General features: G+C 75.2%; 9 protein-coding genes. 7 read left to right on the forward strand and 2 right to left on the reverse strand.

Annotation, left to right across the window (positions count from 1 at the left end; all coding sequences use genetic code 11):
• Positions 1-11: 11 nt before the first annotated feature.
• From VKZ81_RS19400 to VKZ81_RS19430, 7 genes are all read left to right on the forward strand, one after another.
• On the forward strand, positions 12-1,301 hold the full coding sequence (locus VKZ81_RS19400; RefSeq protein ID WP_324243020.1) for a lipopolysaccharide biosynthesis protein: 1,290 nt from the start codon (positions 12-14) through the stop codon (positions 1,299-1,301).
• Between the two features lie 45 nt (positions 1,302-1,346).
• On the forward strand, positions 1,347-2,048 hold the full coding sequence (locus VKZ81_RS19405; RefSeq protein ID WP_324243021.1) for a glycosyltransferase family 2 protein: 702 nt from the start codon (positions 1,347-1,349) through the stop codon (positions 2,046-2,048).
• Positions 2,049-2,054: 6 nt separating this feature from the next.
• On the forward strand, positions 2,055-2,477 hold the full coding sequence (locus VKZ81_RS19410; protein ID WP_324243022.1) for a DUF2304 domain-containing protein: 423 nt from the start codon (positions 2,055-2,057) through the stop codon (positions 2,475-2,477).
• Complete coding sequence (locus VKZ81_RS19415; RefSeq protein ID WP_324243023.1) at positions 2,474-3,370, forward strand: glycosyltransferase family 2 protein; 897 nt, start codon at positions 2,474-2,476, stop codon at positions 3,368-3,370. The genes VKZ81_RS19410 and VKZ81_RS19415 overlap by 4 nt, the downstream gene beginning before the upstream one ends.
• Entirely contained in the window at positions 3,367-5,073 is a 1,707-nt protein-coding gene (locus tag VKZ81_RS19420) for a DUF8728 domain-containing protein (RefSeq protein WP_324243024.1), read from the forward strand. The genes VKZ81_RS19415 and VKZ81_RS19420 overlap by 4 nt, the downstream gene beginning before the upstream one ends.
• A 289-nt stretch (positions 5,074-5,362) precedes the next feature.
• The gene (locus tag VKZ81_RS19425) at positions 5,363-13,849 is read left to right on the forward strand and encodes a hypothetical protein (RefSeq protein ID WP_324243025.1); all 8,487 of its coding nucleotides are present in this window, start codon (positions 5,363-5,365) and stop codon (positions 13,847-13,849) included.
• 13 nt (positions 13,850-13,862) lie between these two features.
• Entirely contained in the window at positions 13,863-14,381 is a 519-nt protein-coding gene (locus VKZ81_RS19430; protein ID WP_324243026.1) for an SMI1/KNR4 family protein, read from the forward strand.
• 31 nt (positions 14,382-14,412) lie between these two features.
• Here the strand turns inward: VKZ81_RS19430 and VKZ81_RS19435 are convergent, their stop codons facing one another.
• Positions 14,413-16,053, reverse strand: a complete 1,641-nt coding sequence (locus tag VKZ81_RS19435) for a hypothetical protein (RefSeq protein ID WP_324243027.1) — start codon at positions 16,051-16,053, stop codon at positions 14,413-14,415.
• Between the two features lie 17 nt (positions 16,054-16,070).
• Positions 16,071-18,011, reverse strand: a complete 1,941-nt coding sequence (locus VKZ81_RS19440) for a DUF6541 family protein (RefSeq protein ID WP_324243028.1) — start codon at positions 18,009-18,011, stop codon at positions 16,071-16,073.
• Positions 18,012-18,133 lie beyond the last annotated feature (122 nt).

Here is an 18,133-nt window from a genome sequence, read left to right on the forward strand (position 1 = left end):
AGCGTGGGAACGTGAACCCCGGCCGCCACCTCGGCACCGCGGCGCACCTCGCCGCGGGGCTGGGGGTGCTCGGCGCGGCGGGCTACGCGTTCGTCGCCGTGGTCGGCCACGTGTTCCACGACCCGGCCGAGGCGGGCGCGCTCAGCGCCCTCATCTCGCTGTACATGCTCGTGAACATCATCGGGCCCGGCGTGTTCGCCGCCCTCGAGCAGGAGACCAGCCGGGCGGTGAGCGCCGCCGCCGCGCACGGGCAACCGCTGCGCCCGGTCGCACGCCGCGCCGCGGTGCTCGCGGGCTGGTCGTTCGCCGGGCTGGTCGCGCTCGTGCTCGTCGCGTGGCCGCTGCTGCTGGGGCGGGTGCTCGAGTGGCGCCCGGGCCTGTTCGTCGCGCTGCTCGTCGCGATCGCCGGTTCCGGGGCCGTGTACTGGGCGCGCGGCGTGCTCGGCGGCCAGCAGCGCTTCGCCCCGTACGCGCGCACCCTCTACGTCGAGGGCGCGGTCCGGCTCCTGCCCTGCCTCGTCCTGTTGGCCGTGATGTGGCAGGAGCCCGTCGCCTACGGCCTCGCGTTCGCCATCGGCTCGGCCGTGGCCGCCCTGAGCGTCTGGCCCGCGCTGAAGCTGCCCGCGGCGGACGCGACGACCGTCCCCGACGGGATGGGCCGGTCCCTGCTCTACCTCGTGGGGGCGATCGCGCTCAGCCAGGTGCTCGCCAACCTCGCCCCGGTCGTCGTCACCTACCGCTCGCCGGACGACCTCGTGGCGGCGGCCGTGTTCGGGTCGACGTTCGTGCTCGCGCGCGTGCCCCTGTTCCTGTTCGCGCCGGTGCAGGCCGTCCTGCTCCCGCAGGTCACCCGGGCGGCGGCCCGGGGCCGGTACGACGAGCTGACCCGCAAGCTGTGGCAGGTGCTCGGGCTGGTGGCGGGCCTGGGCCTGCTCGGGATCGGCGGCTGCGTCTGGCTCGGCCCGTGGGCGGCCGAGAGGCTGTTCAACACCGCCTACCGCCCTCCGGTGGGCACGCTCGCGCTGCTCGCCGCGGCGACGCTGGTGATGATGCTCGCGCTCGTCGTGCAGCCCACGCTGGTCGCGCTCGGCCGCCAGCGCACGGTCACGATCGGGTGGATCGCGGGCTCGATCGTGTTCCTTCTGGTACTCGTGGTAGGGCCGGAGCCGATCGACGCGGCCCTCGCGGCCCAGCTCGTCGGCCCGCTCGTGGTGCTCGCCGTCCTGCTGATCGGGGTGCTGCGGGCGCTTCGGGTACCGGGCACGGGCGTGGGTGCGTCGCCCGCAACGGGGCGCCGGTAGGTTGGCGCGGCCATGCCAGGACACAACGACCCGGAGGAGCCCGGTGTGACCACCGTCGACGGCAGGCGCAACGAGGACGTCTGGGTCGTGATCCCGGTCTTCAACGAGGCGCCGGTGCTCGAATCCGTCGTGCGGCAGGTGCTGACGGTCTTCCCGAACGTCGTCTGCGTCGACGACGGTAGCGTCGACGGGTCGGCCGAGGCCGTGCTGCGCACCGGCGCGCACCTCGTGCGCCACCCCGTGAACCTCGGGCAGGGCGCCGCCCTGCAGACCGGGCTGACCTACGCGAAGGCGCAGCCCGGCGCCCAGTACTTCGTCACCTACGACGCCGACGGCCAGCACCGCATCGAGGACGCCGCCGCGATGGTCGACCTCGCCCGGTCCGGCGCCGCCGACGTCGTGCTCGGCACCCGGTTCGCCGACCAGGCCGACTCGGTGCCGCTGCTCAAACGTCTCGTGCTGCGTCTCGCGGTGCTGCTGAGCCCGGCGGGCCGCAAGCTGCACCTCACCGACGCGCACAACGGGCTGCGGGTGTTCACCCGTCCCGTGGCCGACAACCTGCAGATCACCATGAACGGGATGGCCCACGCCTCGGAGATCATCTCCTACCTGGGGCGGTCGAAGTGGCGGGTGCGCGAGATCCCGGTGTCGATCCGCTACACCGAGTACTCCCGCAGCAAGGGCCAGTCGCTGTTGAACGGGGTCAACATCCTGTTCGACCTGTCCGTCCGCAACCGGGGAGGCTGATCAGCCGTGCTCATCCAGTTCGTCCTCGTGCTCGCGGTGCTGACCATCCTCTACGTCTTCGTCCGCAGCTCGCACGCGATCTACGTGCAGGCGAGCAAGCGGATCGCGCTCGTGCTCTTCGCGATCGCGAACGTCTACGCCGTGATGCGGCCGGACGACCTCACCGCGATCGCCCACCTGCTCGGCGTCGGCCGCGGCACCGACCTCGTGCTGTACGCGCTGGTCGTGGCGTTCATGGCCGGCATGTTCAGCATGTACCAGCGCTTCCGGGTGGTCGACCGGCGCTACACCGAGCTGGCGCGCACCGTGGCCATCCGGGAGGCGGAGGTGGTCAACCGCGAGCGCGGGCTGCTGCCCCCGCGGAGCGTCAGCGTCGCGAGCGGGGACGGCGACCGGGTGCCGGTGGCGAGCGAGGACCCCGCCCGGTGACGACCGTCGACGTCATGCTGCCCCACTACGGGCGGCTGGACCTGGTGCAGGCGACGATCCGCAGCGTCCTCGCCCAGGACGACCCGAACTGGCGGCTCACGATCCTCGACGACACCGGCGAGGCGGCCGACGACGCGCTCGCCGACTGGTGCGCGGGCCTGTCCGACGAGCGGGTGCGCTACCTGCGCAACCCGCGCAACCTGGGCATCAACCGCAACTTCCAGCAGTGCGTCGACCGGGCCGAGCACGAGCTCGTCGTGATCATCGGCAACGACGACCTCATGCTGCCCAATTACGTCGCCACCGTCCGCCGCGCGCACGCCGCGCACCCGGACGCCGCGATCATCCAGCCGGGCGTCGAGGTGGTGGGCGCCGACGGCGCACGCGCGCGATCGCTGGTGGACATGAGCAAGCGCTGGGTCTACGCGCCGCGGGTGACCGGTCCCACCGTGCTCGCCGGCGAGGAGCTCGCCACCAGCCTGCTGCGCGGCAACTGGCTGTACTTCCCGTCGCTGTGCTGGCGGTCCGGGCCGCTGCGGCGCACCGGGTTCCGCGAGGGCGTCGACGTGGTCCAGGACCTCGCCCTCGTCCTCGACCTCGTGCTCGACGGCGAGTCGTTGCTCGTCGAGCCGACCACCTGCTTCCGCTACCGGCGCCACGACGCCTCGGTGTCGTCGGCCCACGCGGCCGACGGCAGGCGCTTCGCCGAGGAACGGGCCTTCTTCCTCGAGACGGCCCAGCGGATGGCCGACCGGGGGTGGCCGCGCGCGGCCCGCGCCGCCCGGCGCCACCTCTCGTCGCGCATCAACGCGCTCACCCGGCTGCCGGCCGCGGCCCGGCACGGCGGGCTCGACGGCGTCCGGACGCTGGCCCGGCACGCCTTTGGCGCATGACGGTCACCCACCGCCGGGCGCTGGTCGTGAGCAGGGACGACGCCGGCGGGTCCGGCGACCGCGAGGCCGCGGCCTGGTGGCTGCGCGCCGGGGTCGCCGTCGGCGTGCCCACGGCGGTGTTCGGCCTGCACGCGCTGGCGTACGGGCGCTGGATCGTCGACGACGCGGGCATCACCTTCGCCTACGCCCGCTCCATCGCCACCGGCGCGGGACCGGTCCTGCAGCCGGGCGCCGAGCCGGTCGAGGGGTTCTCGAACCCGGCGTGGCTCGGCCTGCTCGTGCTGGCCCGCTGGGTCGGGCTGTTCGACCGCGGCTCGTGGTTCGGGGTGCCCGACTACGTGGCGTTCCCCAAGCTGCTGGCGCTGGCGCTGGTCGCCGGCGTGTTCGCGTTCTGCTACTCCGCCGCGCTCGCGGCGACCCGCAGGCCCGTTCTCGTCGCGATCGGTGCGGGCCTGGTGACGGCGGTCGTGCCGTCCTTCGTGATCTGGACGGTGTCCGGGCTGGAGAACGCGCTGCTGGCGTTCGCCGTCGCCGGGATCGCGGCGGTGCTGGTCCGCGCCGTCGTGGCGGGCAGGTTGCTCGAGCCGGCCACGGCCGTGCGGTGCGGGTTGCTCGCCGCGCTGGCGGCGCTCACCCGCCCGGACGGCCTGATCTACGCCGCGGCCTTCCCGCTCGTCCTGCTCCTGCTGCTGCACCGGCACGACCTGCGCCCCGCGGTCCGGGCGGCCGCGCTCTCCGTGCTCGTGTTCGCCGTGCCGACGCTCGCCTACCTGGCGTGGCGGCTGGCGGTGTTCGGGGAGTTCGTCCCGAACACGGCGATCGCGAAGGCGCAGGGCCTGCCGGACCTCGGCGCCGCGCTCCGGCCGGGCGAGCTCGTGACCTACGTCGGCTGGCCCGCCGCCCTGCTCGCCGTCGCCGCCATCGGCGCGGCGGTGCTCCAGCCGGGCGTGCGGCGCCGGGCGCTGGTGGCCCTGCTGGTGCCGCTCGGGCTCGCCGTCGTGGCCTTCGGGGTGCTCGCGCCGGACTGGATGGGCCAGCTGCGCTTCGCCACCCCGGTGTGGCCGCTGGGCGCGCTCGCGGCGGTGGTCGCCGCCGTGTCCGTCGCGCCCCGGGTCGTCGGTCGCGGCCAGGTCGTGGTCGCGGTGCTCGCGGCCGGCGCGGCCGCGGTGTCCGGTCTCGTGCTCCTCGACGGCGCGCGGGCGTTCCGCGCCGACCCGACCGCTCCGCTGTGCCTCGTCGCCCAGAACACCGGCTGGGCGATCAACTCCTTCGCCGAGGCCGTCGACGTCGCCGACCCCGTACTGGCGGCGCCGGACATCGGGGCGACCGCGCTCGTCAGCAACCTGGAGGTGGTCGACGTGGTCGGGCTCGCCGACCGGCGGGTCGCGCGCTTCTGGGCCGACGGCGACCTCGCCGGGCTGCGGACCCACATCCTCACCGAGGTGCGCCCGACCTTCATCACCCTGGGCCCCACCTGGGAGCGGGTGACCGAGCTCGGCCGCGACCCGCGGCTGGCGCAGGACTACGCCCGGATCGTGACGACCCCGGCGGGGGTCACCTACTGGGTGCGGCGGGACGCGCTCGGGCCGCGCGGGCTCGCGGCGCTGCGCGCCCGCGCGGTGCAGGTGGTGGCGGCCGACGAGGAGGCGCGACGGTCGCCGCGGGCCTCGTGCGGGGACGTGCTCGTGCCCCGCGAGGGCTGACCGCTTAAGAATGGACACGCTCGCGCATCGGGGTTGATACCCGGCGACGCGATCGTCTACCTTGATCGCCGTTCGGAGCCCCGCCGGTCGCTGACGCGGTCGCGACGGGCAGGTGGCTCCTCACAGGGGGGAATGCATCTCGGGCGTGACCATCCCGCCCGGAACCGGGTCGCTGCCTCAGGCGCGACGTGGGCCGTCCTCCCTTCGTCCCGCACGCATCGCGTGCTGCCCCGGCGACGGTCCTCGTCGCTGCCTCCTTCCCGGCAACCGACGCTCGGAGTTCACCGCCATGCACCCGCGACCCGCCCTGGACGGAGGGGCCACGAGCCTCCCCGCAGGCGCCGTCGTGCGCGTGCGCCTGCGGCTGTCCGCCGCGGATCGGCTGTGCCTGCTGCTGCGGTGGACCCTCGGGCTGGCCGGCGCGGTCGTCGCCCTGTGGTTCGGCGCGGCGTTCCTCGCGGCGTCGCCCGCGGCGGCCGCGGTCCCGGTCGTCGCCACGCAGGCCGGCATCGCGAAGGTCGGCTTCAGCCGGCCCGCCGCCGCCGCTGACGACGACGGCGACTCGGACGGCGACGACTCCGACGACTCCGACGACGACTCCGAGGACTCCGATGACTCCGATGACTCGGACGACGACTCCGATGACGAGGACTCGGATGGCGAGCGCGACAAGAGGGACAAGAAGGGCAAGAAGGAGAAGAAGGACAAGGGCTCCAAGGGCGAGAAGAAGAAGTCCAACAAGTCCAAGAAGCCCAAGGAGCCCAGGAAGTCCAAGGAGTCCAGGAAGTCCAAGGAGTCCAAGGACGAGAAGAAGGACGGCAAGACGTCGAAGCGCGAGAAGCGCTCCGAGGACGAGAAGCGCTCGCAGGAGCGCGCCGACGCCGACGACCGCTCGGGCGCGTCGGACGAGCGGGAGGAGGACGAGCCGGGCGGCGAGCGGGAGTCGGGCGAGCGCCGCGACGCAGACGACGAGCGCGAGGCGGAGCAGGACTCCGATGAGGAGGAGGGCGACCGGGAGGAAGCCCGCGAGCGGACGGCCGACGAGCCCGTCGCCCGGCAGCGACGCACCGCCGACACGGACGACTCGGCTGCGAAAGGCCGCCGGGCCGCAACCGGGGAGTCCGGCGATCCCGATGGGTCCGGGGCCGAGCGGCGCCGCGGCGGTGCGGGTGAGGACGAGCCGGCCGCCGAGGTGCGCGCCGTCCACGCGTCGGCCGATGACGGCCGCACCCGGACCACGGGCAACGAGGGGTCCGGCGAGCGGTCCGCCGACGAGGGCGGCACCGCCCACCCGAAGAAGACCGTGAAGCAGGCGGCCCGCGCGCTCGATACCGAGACCGACCACCCCGACGCCGCGGACGCGCGTCGCCGCTCGACCGGAGCCGCCGACGAGCACGACGCCACCGAGGACACGAACGCCCGGGGCGCCCGGTCGCGCCCGGGCGCCCCGGCCGGCTCGCGTGGCCCGCCGTCGGATGCCGTCGCGCTCCTCAGCGTCGACGACGAGGAGGACTCCCGCGGGTCCGACGACGACCGCGATGACGACGACCGCGACGACCGCGATGACGACGATCGCGACGACCACCGCGACGACGAGGACCACGACGACTCCCCGGAACTGACCGAGCGGGTGCTCGAGGACCGGATCGAGGTCGACGAGAGCAAGCGCGAACTCGCGCGCACGAAGAGGAAGGTCGCCGCCGGCGAGGCGTCCCGGGCCGAGTACGACCGGAAGGCCGCGAAGCACGCGAAGCTGGAGCGGGAGGCCGCGAAGCGCCGGTCGAAGCTGTCACCGGACCGGGTGGAGCTGGTCGACGAGGTCGTCGACGGCCACCGCGAGCTGAGCGAGCGCGAGAAGCAGCTCGAGGCCGAGGAGAAGAAGGGCGCCGCGGGCTCGGCCGACCGCGGAGAGCACGACAAGAAGGTCGCCGACTACGAGGAGCGGCGCGAAGAGGTCTACGAGGCCACCGAGGACCTGATGGAGGCCACCGACCGCGAGGTGCGGACGGTCTCCGAGGACGACCTGGACGCTGAGGGCTCGGCCGCGGGCTGCGACTCGGACGGTGCGTTCACGGCCTGCGGGTCGGTGAGCGAGTCGGCCGACGGGAAGCGGGATTCGCAGCGGCGGCTGTGCCTGTCCGGGGTCTCGTCGGGCTGCGGCGCGTCGTCGGAGTCGGGTGGCTCGAAGGCCGAGGCCTCGTGCGACGACTCCGGCTGTCGCAGCAGCGCGTCCAGCCGCGGCGCGAACGGGACGCAGACGCGCGCGTCCGCGTGGTGCGACGGCGGCGGTGATTGCGGGCAGTCCAGCCGGGCCACGCCCGAGAGCGCGAGCGCGGAGTGCGAGTCGGGCGGCGGCACCTGCCACAGCGACTCGAGCGGCTCCGGCCGCGACCGCGAACGGTCGGACGCCGAGGACGCCGCGGACGACACCGTCCGCCTCGCCTCCGCCGAGCGGACGACCGACCGGCACGTCGCCGGCAGCGGGGCGGCGGACTGCGCGTCCGCGAGCGGCTGCGGCACGTCGAGCCGCGTCGAGGTGAGCGAGGACGGCGAGGTCGAGGCGGACGCCGAGACGGGCTGCGACACCGGCTGCACCGGTTCCGCCCGCACGAGCACGGACGCGTCCGTGGTCGAGGCCGACGCCCAGACCCGCCGGTCGGTCACCGCCGCCCACGCCGACTGCGCGGTGAACGGCGGCACCTGCTCGGCCCGCAGCGGTTCGCGGGCCGAGGGCGAGGACGACGAGGCGTCGGCGTCGAGCACGGCCGGCGGCAGCGTCGAGTGCGAGGACGGGTGCCGCGGTCGGGCGTCCGCGGTGACCAGCGGGACGGCCACGGAGAGCCCGGCGAGCGCGGAGGCGGCCGCGCCGGTGCGCGAGACCGGAGGGTCGTCGTCCTGCACCGTGGCGGACGGCGGCTGCGCCGCCGAGTCGACGTCCGAGGCCGGGAACACCGAGGTCGAGCGCGACCCCTGGTCGGCGCTCCGCGTGGCCGCCGGGGGGTCGGCCCGCGAGCTGCACGCCACCAGCACGGCCGCCGCCACCGTCAACTGCCCGGCGACGACGTGCTCGGGCACGGGCGCGTCGGCGACGTCCGGCGCCGCCTCCGGGGACGTCCCGGGCGTGCGCGACAGCACCGGAACCGCGTCGTGCACGGCGCACGGTGCCGGGGGCGCGTGCTCGACGGCGTCGGACACGACCGTCTCGGACCGGGAGGCCGACCCGGGTGAGGCCGTGCTCGGGCAGGCGCCCGCCTCCGGTCCGGTGAGCGTGTCGTACGCGGACGCGGTCGTGGAGTGCGCGGGCGGCGTCGGCGAGTGCGGCGGCACCGCGACCGCCACCACCGCCGCCCGCGACACCGCCGTCACGCCGGACGCCCGCGGGACCTCCGCGGCCGCGGAGTGCACGGTGGCCGGCGGCGGGTGCGCGGGCCGGGCCGCGTCGGCGGCGTCCAGCGCGGCCGACTTCGTCGCCACCGACCCGGACACCGGCTTGCCCCTGCCCGGGCAGCCGACGAGCGGGCCGTCGTCGACGGCCACGGCGTACGGGACGCTCGAGTGCGCGGCCGCAACGGCGTGCGCGGGGACGGTGCGCACGAGCACCACCGCCCGGGACGGGGCGCTGGTCCGCACCTCCGACGGCACCGCGTCCTGCACGGGCGCGACCGACGGGTGCGCGGCGCGTTCGATCTCGACCGCCTCCAGCGGCCCCGGCGCGGTCCTCGCGCTGGCCGGCGGCCCGCGGCCGGTGAACGCGGCGCGGCTTGCGGCCGGGCCGTCGGCGGCTTCCGCCTCGGGCGCGGCGATGGCCTGCACCGGCTGGACCCCGTGCACCGGCTCGGCGTCGAGCGCGGCGACCGCCACCGACCCGCTGGTGTCGGCCACCCCGCGCGGCTCGCGCGGCGAAGGGTCCTGCGAGGGCGTGCTGGGCGGCGTGTGCCGGGCCGTCACGAACTCCGGTGCCTCGTCCGACCCGTCGGCGAACGTGATCACCCCGCTGGTGGCCCAGCGTTCGACCGCCAACGCGACCGTGAGCTCGGAGACCACCGGCGACGCCCCGCGGGGCGCCGAACCGGGTCAGGAGCTCCCGGCGGCGCCGGCGCCGGTGGCCCCCGGATCGTCGGCGAACTCCGGGGCGCCGACCGTGCCGGGCGCGTCCAGCTGGACGATGGTCGACGCCACGCTCGACTGTTCGGGCGGTGGCCTCGGCTGCGCCGGATCGGTGCGCAGCTCGGCGGCGGGCATCGACGGCCCGGTCGCGGGCGGCGGTGCGAACGGGGCGCGCGGCCCACCGGCCGACGGTTCCACCACCAGCGGCAGCTGCCTCACGGGTGGGAGCGGCTGCCAGGCGCAGACCAGCGCCACCGCGGCGTCCGGCCAGGTCGTGGCCGACGTGATCGCGGAAGAACGGATCAGCACCGCCGTGCAGCTGGCCGAAGAGGCCGCGCAGGCGGAGCACGCCGCCGCCGTGGCCGCGCGGGTCGCGAGCCGGGCGGATGCCACAGCAGAGCAGAAGAAGATCGCCGCGGAAGCGGCGGCGCGGGCGCAGCAGGCGCGCCTGGCCGCGGCGGAGGCCGCCGAGCTGGCCGTGAGGCCGGTGACCGGCGCCCCCGCGACCACGAGCCGCGCCGACGGGATCGCGCAGTGCGCAGGCCCGGGTTGCGCCGCGCGCACGACGGGCGCCACCGCCGGTGTCGGGTGGGCGCGTACCGCGGCGACGTGCGCGACCGCGACGACCGGGTGCGGTGTGCGCAGCGACGCGTCCTCGGCGGGCTGGCGCGAGGCCGGTTTCTCCGCCGACGGCCGGGCCGGCTCGCTCGCGATCTGCCCGGACGCGGGCTGCATCGCTGCCCTGAGCGGGCACGCCGCCGCGGGCGAGGCGACGACGAGCCGCAGCAGCGCGGACGGCGCCACCGTATGCACCGGGGCCACCCCGTGCACGGCGATGATCTCCGCCGGGGTCGGCGGGAGCGCATCGCCCGCGGGCGCCCGACCGGACGAGCGGTTCGCCACCTCCTCTGCGGCCGTGGAGGCGTACTGCGTCGACGGCAGCGCCACCGGGTGTGCCACCCGCGCGTCGTCGACCACGCAGGTCACCGCGGTGGGCGACGCCGGGGTCCGCGGACGTTCGACCTCGACCTGCGCTGCCCCGGGACGTTGCTCGGCGCAGACCGGGGGGCTGTCCGGCGACCACTCCGCCGAGGTGGGCGCGGGCTGCATCGGCAGCGGGTGCCGCATCCGCACCGCGGGTACCGCCACGACTGCAACCCCCGAGGGCCCCGGCCGCGCCGGGGCGTCGTCCGGCTGCGCGGCGGGCCCCGCGGCCGGGGAGTGCGCCGCCACCAGCGCGGTCGCGGCCGGGGACGGCCTGCCGTTCGCCTCCGCCTCGTGTGAGGCCGCCGCCGGCGCGGATTGCGTCCGGAGCCGCGCCGCGTCCAGCGCACCGGTCTCGGCGAGCGCGAGCCGGGTGCACGCCGACGCCGGCTGCGCGATGGGTCCGGACGGCCGCTGCGCCGCGGGCGTGGTCGCTGACGCCGGCACCGGACAGGCATCGGCGTTCGCCGTGTGTGAGGGCGCCTCGACCTGCTCCTACCGCGCCACGAGCCACGCCGCCGCCCCGGGTGCCGAGGCGGATGCCACGGGGACGGGCGCCGGCGCAGGCATGGCGGCGACCAGCGTGTCCGCGGCCGGTGGGCCGGGCTTCGCGTCGGCGTCCGCCTCCTGCGCGGGTAGCCCCGGCACCCGGTGCAGCCACTCCTACTCCGCGTCCGTGTCCGACGCCGCAGGCGGAGCGTGGGCCTCGGCGGCCGGCTCCGACGAGGGCGGCTTCGGCCGCGGTCGCGTCTTCGTCACCGCACGGGCCGCGGCCGGGCCCGGGTGGTCGTCGGCCTCGGCCTCCTGCACGGGCGCGCCGAACTGCCGCCACTCGTACTCCGCGAGCGCCGCGGACTCCGCCGCCTACCAGGGGCCGGGCCCCAACGGCTCCACCGTGCGCCACACCGCACGGGCGTCGGCCCACGGCTCCGGCGGCGGTGGGCTCGGCGCCGGCGGGGTGGCGGTCAGCGCGCAGGCCGGCGCCGGCCCCACGGGGGCGAGCGCCTCCGCGGCGTGCTCCGGTGCGGCGAACTGCTTCGCGAGCTTCGCGTCGCACTCCGTGGCCGACGCGTTCCACGACCCGAAGCACCACGCGCACGCCGACGCGGACTGCTCGGGCAGCGGCGTCAGCGGGTTCTGCGCGACGTCCGCGGTGGCGGCGGCCAACGACAAGTCGGCGTCGGCGGGTGCCTCGTGCGCGGGCGGCGGCGGCGCGGCGTGCCACCACAACTACCGGGCGCACAGCGACGTCGACGTGGACACCGGCACCGAGACCGTGAACGGCGGCTCGGACTGCGGCGACAGCGGCGGCTTCGGCGGTGGTGGCTGCGGCACCGTCGCCTACGCCGAGGTCGACGAGGACGGGGTGCTCCTGCTGCACCTGTCCTGCGAAGGCCCGGGCTGCCGCCTCAGCGGGGTGGGTGACGCGTACGCCGAGAACCTCATCGCGCAGGGCGGGGCGCACCAGCGGTGCAGCCACCACGGCGAAGGTGACTGCTTGATCGGCGTCAAGGCAGAGCTGAAGCCGGACCGGGAGCGCGAGAACTTCTCGATCGAGACCATCGGCTACTGCGCCGGCTCGGCGGGTGTGGACTGCGACGGCAACTACTGGTCGCACATCGACCTCGGCGAGTCGACCGTGGGCAACTGCTCCGGCACGGGCTCCGGCGGCTGCCACAGCGAGACGACGAGCGGCAAGGGCAATCCCGTCCTCTCGTACGGGATCTGCATCGAGGGCATGGCGTGCGACTGGGAAGCCAGCACGCACAGCGACGCCGGGCTCGTGACGCACGACAAGAAGCTGAGCGCGTCCGCGAACGCCGACTGCACGACCACGAGCGCCGACGGCACGGGCGGTTGCATGACCGCGGCCGGGCTCGAGGTGCACGGCAACGAGATCGTCGCGTTCGCCAGCTGCGAGGGCGGCGTCGGCCCGGACTGCGAGTACCACGCGCGCACGAAGGCCCACGACCTCAACGGCATGAACTCGGCCGACGCCAAGCACCACTGCGGTCAGCGCGCGGCCGGCCACTGCGGCGTCTCGAGCTTCGCCGGCGCGCTCACCGACGTGAGCCTCGAGGGCAAGCCGATGGCCCACCACGGCGAGGCGATCGCGGGCGGGACCTGCACCGGCAGCGTCGGCACGGGGTGCGGCGGCGAGTTCCACACGCACGTCGACTCCGACCGGGACACCCAGAGCAACTGCGACGGCAAGGGGACCGGGACCTGCCACGGCGTCGCCGACCCGTGGAACGCGCACTCCACCTGGACCCCCGACCGGCACAGCATCTCCGGGCACATCGAGTCGATCTCCCCCGACGAGCACCGGTCCGAGGACTTCCGCCCCGCGCGCGAGCCCAAGACCCTCGGCGCCGACACCCACGAGACCGTCGGGCGGTTCGCCATCAACCTGTGGCGGGGCGGCGTCGACGCCGTCGTGGGCCTGCCGGAGGGGATCGTCCAGGGCGCGAAGGACATCTGGACGCACGGCAGCAACTTCGTGAAGGCGGTCGGCGGCGAGGAGTTCGAGCGTCGCCCCGGGGAGACCGAGGAGGAGTACACCGCGCGGGTCTGGCCGCTGAAGGCCCAGTGGAACGCGAGCATGGAGATGATCGGCAAGATCTTCTCCGGCGACGCGGGCCGGGAGCTCTACTGGGAGCCGGTCGCCACCGTCTCCACCGCGGTCTCCGGGCCCGCGATGGTCCTCTCCGCGGGCGTCGGGTCGCTGGTCACGAAGTCGTTCGTGAAGGCGTTGTCGAAACTCCCCGGGCGCCGCCACTCGTTGTCGGGTCGGGGCGACCGGGGCGGCCCGGGGAACAGGCTGGACGTCGACCCGCCGAGCGTTCCGGGTGCGCTCGCGCCGGAGGTCCTCCCCGACACGTCGGTCGCGACGCCCCCGGATCCGGTCGTGCCGCCGGTGCCGGACACCGGCCGGCTGCCGGACGCCCCGACGCCACCGACCGGCGGCCCGCCCGTCGGGAACCTGCCGGACGCGCCCGGGCCGGGGCTCCTCGACGACCTCGTCGCCGAGAACCGCGCGATCCGGGAGACCGAGTTCACCGAGGGTGCGAACAAGAAGGTCAGGAACAAGTGGCCGAACCGCACCATCACCACCGGCCGGGCCGGCGGAACGGTGAACGGCAGGACCTTCGAGGAGAAGCTCGCCGCGGTCAGCGGGGAGGAGCCGCTGCTGCGGGGTACGGCCGGTGAGCACCTGCCGCAGCTGCCGCCCGACGGCCACCGCATCTTCCGGACCTACGAGGTCGGCGGTCTGCCCCGCCACGTCGACTCCGAGCCCAAGATCTTCGAGAAGCTGGCGCGGGACGTGCTGGAACGCGGGTCGGGCAAGAGTAGGCAGGCCGTCGAGGACGCGATCGCGTCCGCGATCGCACGGGCTCCCAAGGACGGCAAGGGCTACCCGGTGAACGCCGCGGACGTCATCGCGGACGTCGCGGGGCAGCTCGGGTTGAACCTCGACGACATCGCGCTCAAGGTGGACCTGGTCATCGACTACCCCCGCGGGGCGCGGGAGCTGCCACCGCGGGAGCAGGTCTGCAACTCGTGCCGGGACCTGATGGACGACTTCCAGGACGCCTTCGGCGAAGGTGTCACCATCGACGCGTGGAACCTGTCCGGCGACGTGCTGAGGAGGGGTAGGTCCTCCGGTGGATCGGGAGACGGCTGACGCGCAGCGTCGGGTGCGTGAGATCTTCGCCTCCGCGGTGGCGGAGGGCTTCCGCGCCGAGACGGTGGAGGGCGCTTCGGACGCGGACATCGACCGCATGGCCGCGGCGCAGGGGGTCCCGGCGGTGCCTGCGGCGCTCCGGGAGGTCCTGCGGCTGCTCGGCCGGAAGCCGGCCCTGTGGTTCGCCGGATCGATCTTCGGCGTCACCGTCGACGCCGAGGTGAAGCAGGACGCGCTGGACTGCCTCGACGAGGTCGACGAGCACGGCATGCGGGACCCGGGCAACCTGCTCGCCGTCCTCGACGCGGCCGGTTCGTCCTACCTCGTCGTGGACGGTGCCGATCTGGGCCTTCCCGACCCGCCGCTGTGGGTGCTCACCGAAGGCGGGAGCGTGCAGAAGCGGTGGGCTTCGGTCACGGAGTGGTTCGCGGCCGTCGCCGAGGAGATCGTGCAGACGAAGGCGAGGTTGGCGTCCCGGCGAGCTCGAGGTCAGTCCGACCCGGACCGCGAGGCCTACTTCGCCTGGTCGTGAGGCGCGCCGGCCCGACGAGCTGAACATCGGATCAACGGCGCACCGGATCGACGTCGCGCCGCCATTCCCCCCGCAGCAACGCCCCCGGGTCGGGCGCGCAGCCGCTCGGCCCGCTGAACCGCGGGCAGAGCCCGTCCGGCTGCCGCACGTGCTGGGAGACGTAGGCGAGCAACCCCATCGACCGGTCGTTGCGCGGCAGGTAGCGGTCGGCGGTGGCCGAGCCCATGGAGAGCCCGAGCAGCAGGGCGGCGCAGAGCGCGCCGATGAGGGGCGTCGCGGGGCGGGGGAGGCGCCCGTTGCCCGCGACGACGCGCGCCCGCCACGCGTCGACCAGCCTCCGCCCGCCGTAGTGGGCCGCGAGCACGCCGAGCAGCAGCAGGCAGAACAGGATCTCGGCGGAGGTGCGCGGGTAGAGCTGCACGGTCCCGGTCGCGTACATCTGCGAGGCGATAGCGAACCGCAGGATCCACGCGCCCGCGAGGAGGCAGCCCGCGGTGAGGACCGCGGTGCGGCGGCCCGCCACCGCGACGGCGATCCCCAGGCCGACCGCGAGCAGCGCGGTGAAGACGCCCACTCCGGCGAGCTCGCCGGGTGGCGGCCACGGCCCGACGTTGCCGGGCAGGTCGTTGCGCCACATCGCGATGTAGGCGGGCTCGACGGTGGTGTCGAAGTAGAAGTAGCGGTCCTGCACGGCGCCCAGGGCGGCGAGGATGCCGAACAGGTGCGGCCACGCCACCGCGACGAGGCCGACCGCCGCGGCTGCGACCAGGGCGAGGCCGCGCAGCGGGGCCCGCCACGGGAACAGGGCCAGCACCGCGACCACGGTGCCGGGCGCCGACCAGAGGAACCAGCCGGAGTACACGCTGAACAGCACGCCGCAGACGAGACCCGTCACCGCGCCCGCGATCGCGAGCCGCCGCCAGGTCAGCTCGCCCGCGCGGCGCAGCAGCCGGAGGAACACGACGAGGACCGGGACCAGCGCGACCAGCACCACCGTCGTGTAGGGCTTGTACGGCTCCAGCAGCGGCATCGCCGCGATCAGGGCCACCGCGAGCGCCCATCCCGGCGCCAGCACCAGCCGCCACAACAGGTACGCGATCGGGCCGAACAGCGCCGTGCCCGCCACCTGCGACGTCCGCAGGGCTCCCGCGGTCGAGTCGCCGGTGAGCTCGGCCCAGCGGGCGATGAGGTGCAGCACCACGGGCGGGTAGTCGGGGGGCACCGGCCGGCCCGCGAGGATGTCGTCCGCCCAGCGGATGAGCTGGCCCGAGTCACCCCAGTTCGCGAACAGCGGCCACGACGTGCCGTGCAGCGCGAGCACGATCCCGCCCGCCACCAGCCCGGTGACGAGGCCGGCGACGGCGGCGCAGGCGAGCCGCCCGACCACGGCGAACACGCGCGGGTGCCGCGCCGTCGCGACACAGGCGGCGAGCACGACCAACCCGAGCAGCACGAACCGCAGGTCGAGCGCGGCGAGGCCGCTGACCTGGCCGACCCGGTCCACCGGGTCGACGTCCACCGAGGTGCTGAGCGCCACCGACGCGCCCGCGGCGGCCAGGGCCGCGACGACCTCGCCTGCCGCGAACGCGAGCCGCGCGAACCGGCTCGGCGGCGGGTCGGAGGGCGGTGCGGCGGACGGCAGGGCCGGTCCCGCCGCCGTGTGCGCGGACACGGCGGCAAGCGTATGACTCAGGCGGGCCGTGCCCTGATCCGGTAGATGACCGCGTCCCGGTTCCGGTACACCGTCTGCAGCCACGGGGCGTCCTCCAGGCCGAGCAGCCCGGGTGCCCGCCGCCAGTCGGTGCGCACGAAGCCGCGCCCCAGCATCACGTACGTCACGTTGAGGCGCGCGACCGCCGCCCGCACCGACCGGTCCACCGGGTACCGGTTGAACCGTTCGTTGAGCAGCAGCGCGTCCTCGTCGACGCCGGAGAAGTTGTAGAAGCCCGCGACCGGGTGGACGCCCGCGAGCGCGTACATCCACACCGAGCCGTCGCCCCGGTCGTTCATGACGCGTTGGTCGGGCGGCACGAGCGTTGCGAGCACGCGCATCGCGTCGGCCTCCAGCGAGGACACGACCGGGCCGTCGGGGGCGGCGAGGCGCATCCGGGCGACGTTGCGGCCCAGGTACAGCTGGTCCGTCGCCACCACGAACAGCACCACGACCAGCGCGGTCGCGACCGCCGTCGAGGCGGTGCCCGCGAGCGCGGGCGGACCGGCGCCGACCTTGTCGGCCAGCGTCCGGATCCGCGTCGCCGCGTGGCGCTGCAGCTCGGCGAGCCCGTGCCCGCCCAGCACCGCGATGGGCACGACGCACATCCCGACGAGCCGCCACTGGTCGTTCCACCACGGCCGGGTGATGGCGTTGACCCACGGCTCGTCCGACGACGCGGCGAGCACGAACAGCGTGCCGAACGCGAACCCGGACGCGAAGATCCAGCGCAGGTCGGCGAGGCGCCCCAGGGCGGCGAGGCCGATGGCGGCGACCAGCACCAGCCACCACTGCGGGCGCAGCCCGTCGTGCGCGAGACCCAGGAGCTCGCCGAACGCCTCCGACTGCGTGAGTTCGGCGGGCCAGTCGTGGACCGGCTCGCCCGAGGCGCTGCCGATGGAGCCGAGCACCTGGGGCAGCGACATGAGGGCGGCGACCGCGCCCGCGGCGAGCACGACGAGCGGCTCGCGCAGCAGCAGCCGCGGCCTGCCCGCCCAGCGCTGCACCAGCGCGGGGAAGGTGAAGATCGCGGCGGTGAACAGGGTGGCCGGGTTCAGCGCGATCATGGCGAGCAGCCCGGCCCCGAACAGCAGGCCCTTGCCGACCTGCCGCCACCCGGCCGTGTCGAGCACGTCGACCAGCAGCACGGCGGCCAGCGGCATCAGCACCGCCCCGGTCACGAACGGCAGCAGCGGGCCGCGCCACAGCATGTCGTAGAACGAGGTGATCGCGATGCTGCAGCCTGCGGCGGTCACCGCGAGCAGGGCCCGACCGCGGAACCGGTGCACGAGCGCGACGATGGTCAGCGCGCCCATCCCGGGCAGCAGCACGGTGTGCGCGTTGAGCACGGTGGGGATGTCCGCGCCCGTCATCCGCAGGACCACCGCGGCGACCAGGTGGTAGGCGTTGGGGTAGAAGACCTCGACGTCGGCCGCGTACCAGTTGACCTTGGCCATCCCGGTGAGGCTGCTGTCGCCGGTGTCGGCGATCCAGCGGATGCCGTTGGCGTGGAACGCCGCATCCCAGTCCTGCGGGATCGCGTTCAGCTGCCCGAGCCCCGACCAGATCACGGTGCCGCCCACGACGACGATCCAGGCCAGCCCGGCGGCGACGCCGGCGTGCGCCGCGAGGGACCAGGTCGGCGGCCCGGCGGGCTCGGGCGGGCCGAGCCGCTGCCGCAGGAGGTAGCGGCCGAGCACGCCCACCGCGCACAGCACCACGAGGAGCAGCCCGGCGCTCATCGGCGACCACGCGATGCCGAGGGCGGCGAAGAGCGGGCCGAACAGCCCCGCGACGGCGTAGGTGAGCAGCGGCGCCGCCGCGGCGAGGGTCCACCCGCGCAGCCCGGCGAGGGCGCCGAGCGCGAGGCCGGGGATCCAGAGCACGAGCACGTACAGCGCCACGACGCCTGCGCCCACCTGCTGAACCCCCGGATCGTTGCCATCGCCGGTTCGCGGCGATCGGCCGCGAACCTACACGGCGGCCCGGCGCGGCCCCGTGATGCCGGGGGCGGGGCGTGGCGCGGGCCGTCTACCCTCGG

Origin of the sequence: Pseudonocardia sp., from assembly GCF_035305885.1 — a bacterium.
GTDB lineage: Bacteria > Actinomycetota > Actinomycetes > Mycobacteriales > Pseudonocardiaceae > Pseudonocardia.

Bases quoted from the DNA above. Each gene is read 5' to 3' on its own strand.
- VKZ81_RS19420 (WP_324243024.1), top strand. From the start codon at position 3,367: ATGACGGTCACCCACCGCCGGGCGCTGGTCGTGAGCAGGGACGACGCC.
- VKZ81_RS19425 (WP_324243025.1), top strand. From the start codon at position 5,363: ATGCACCCGCGACCCGCCCTGGACGGAGGGGCCACGAGCCTCCCCGCA.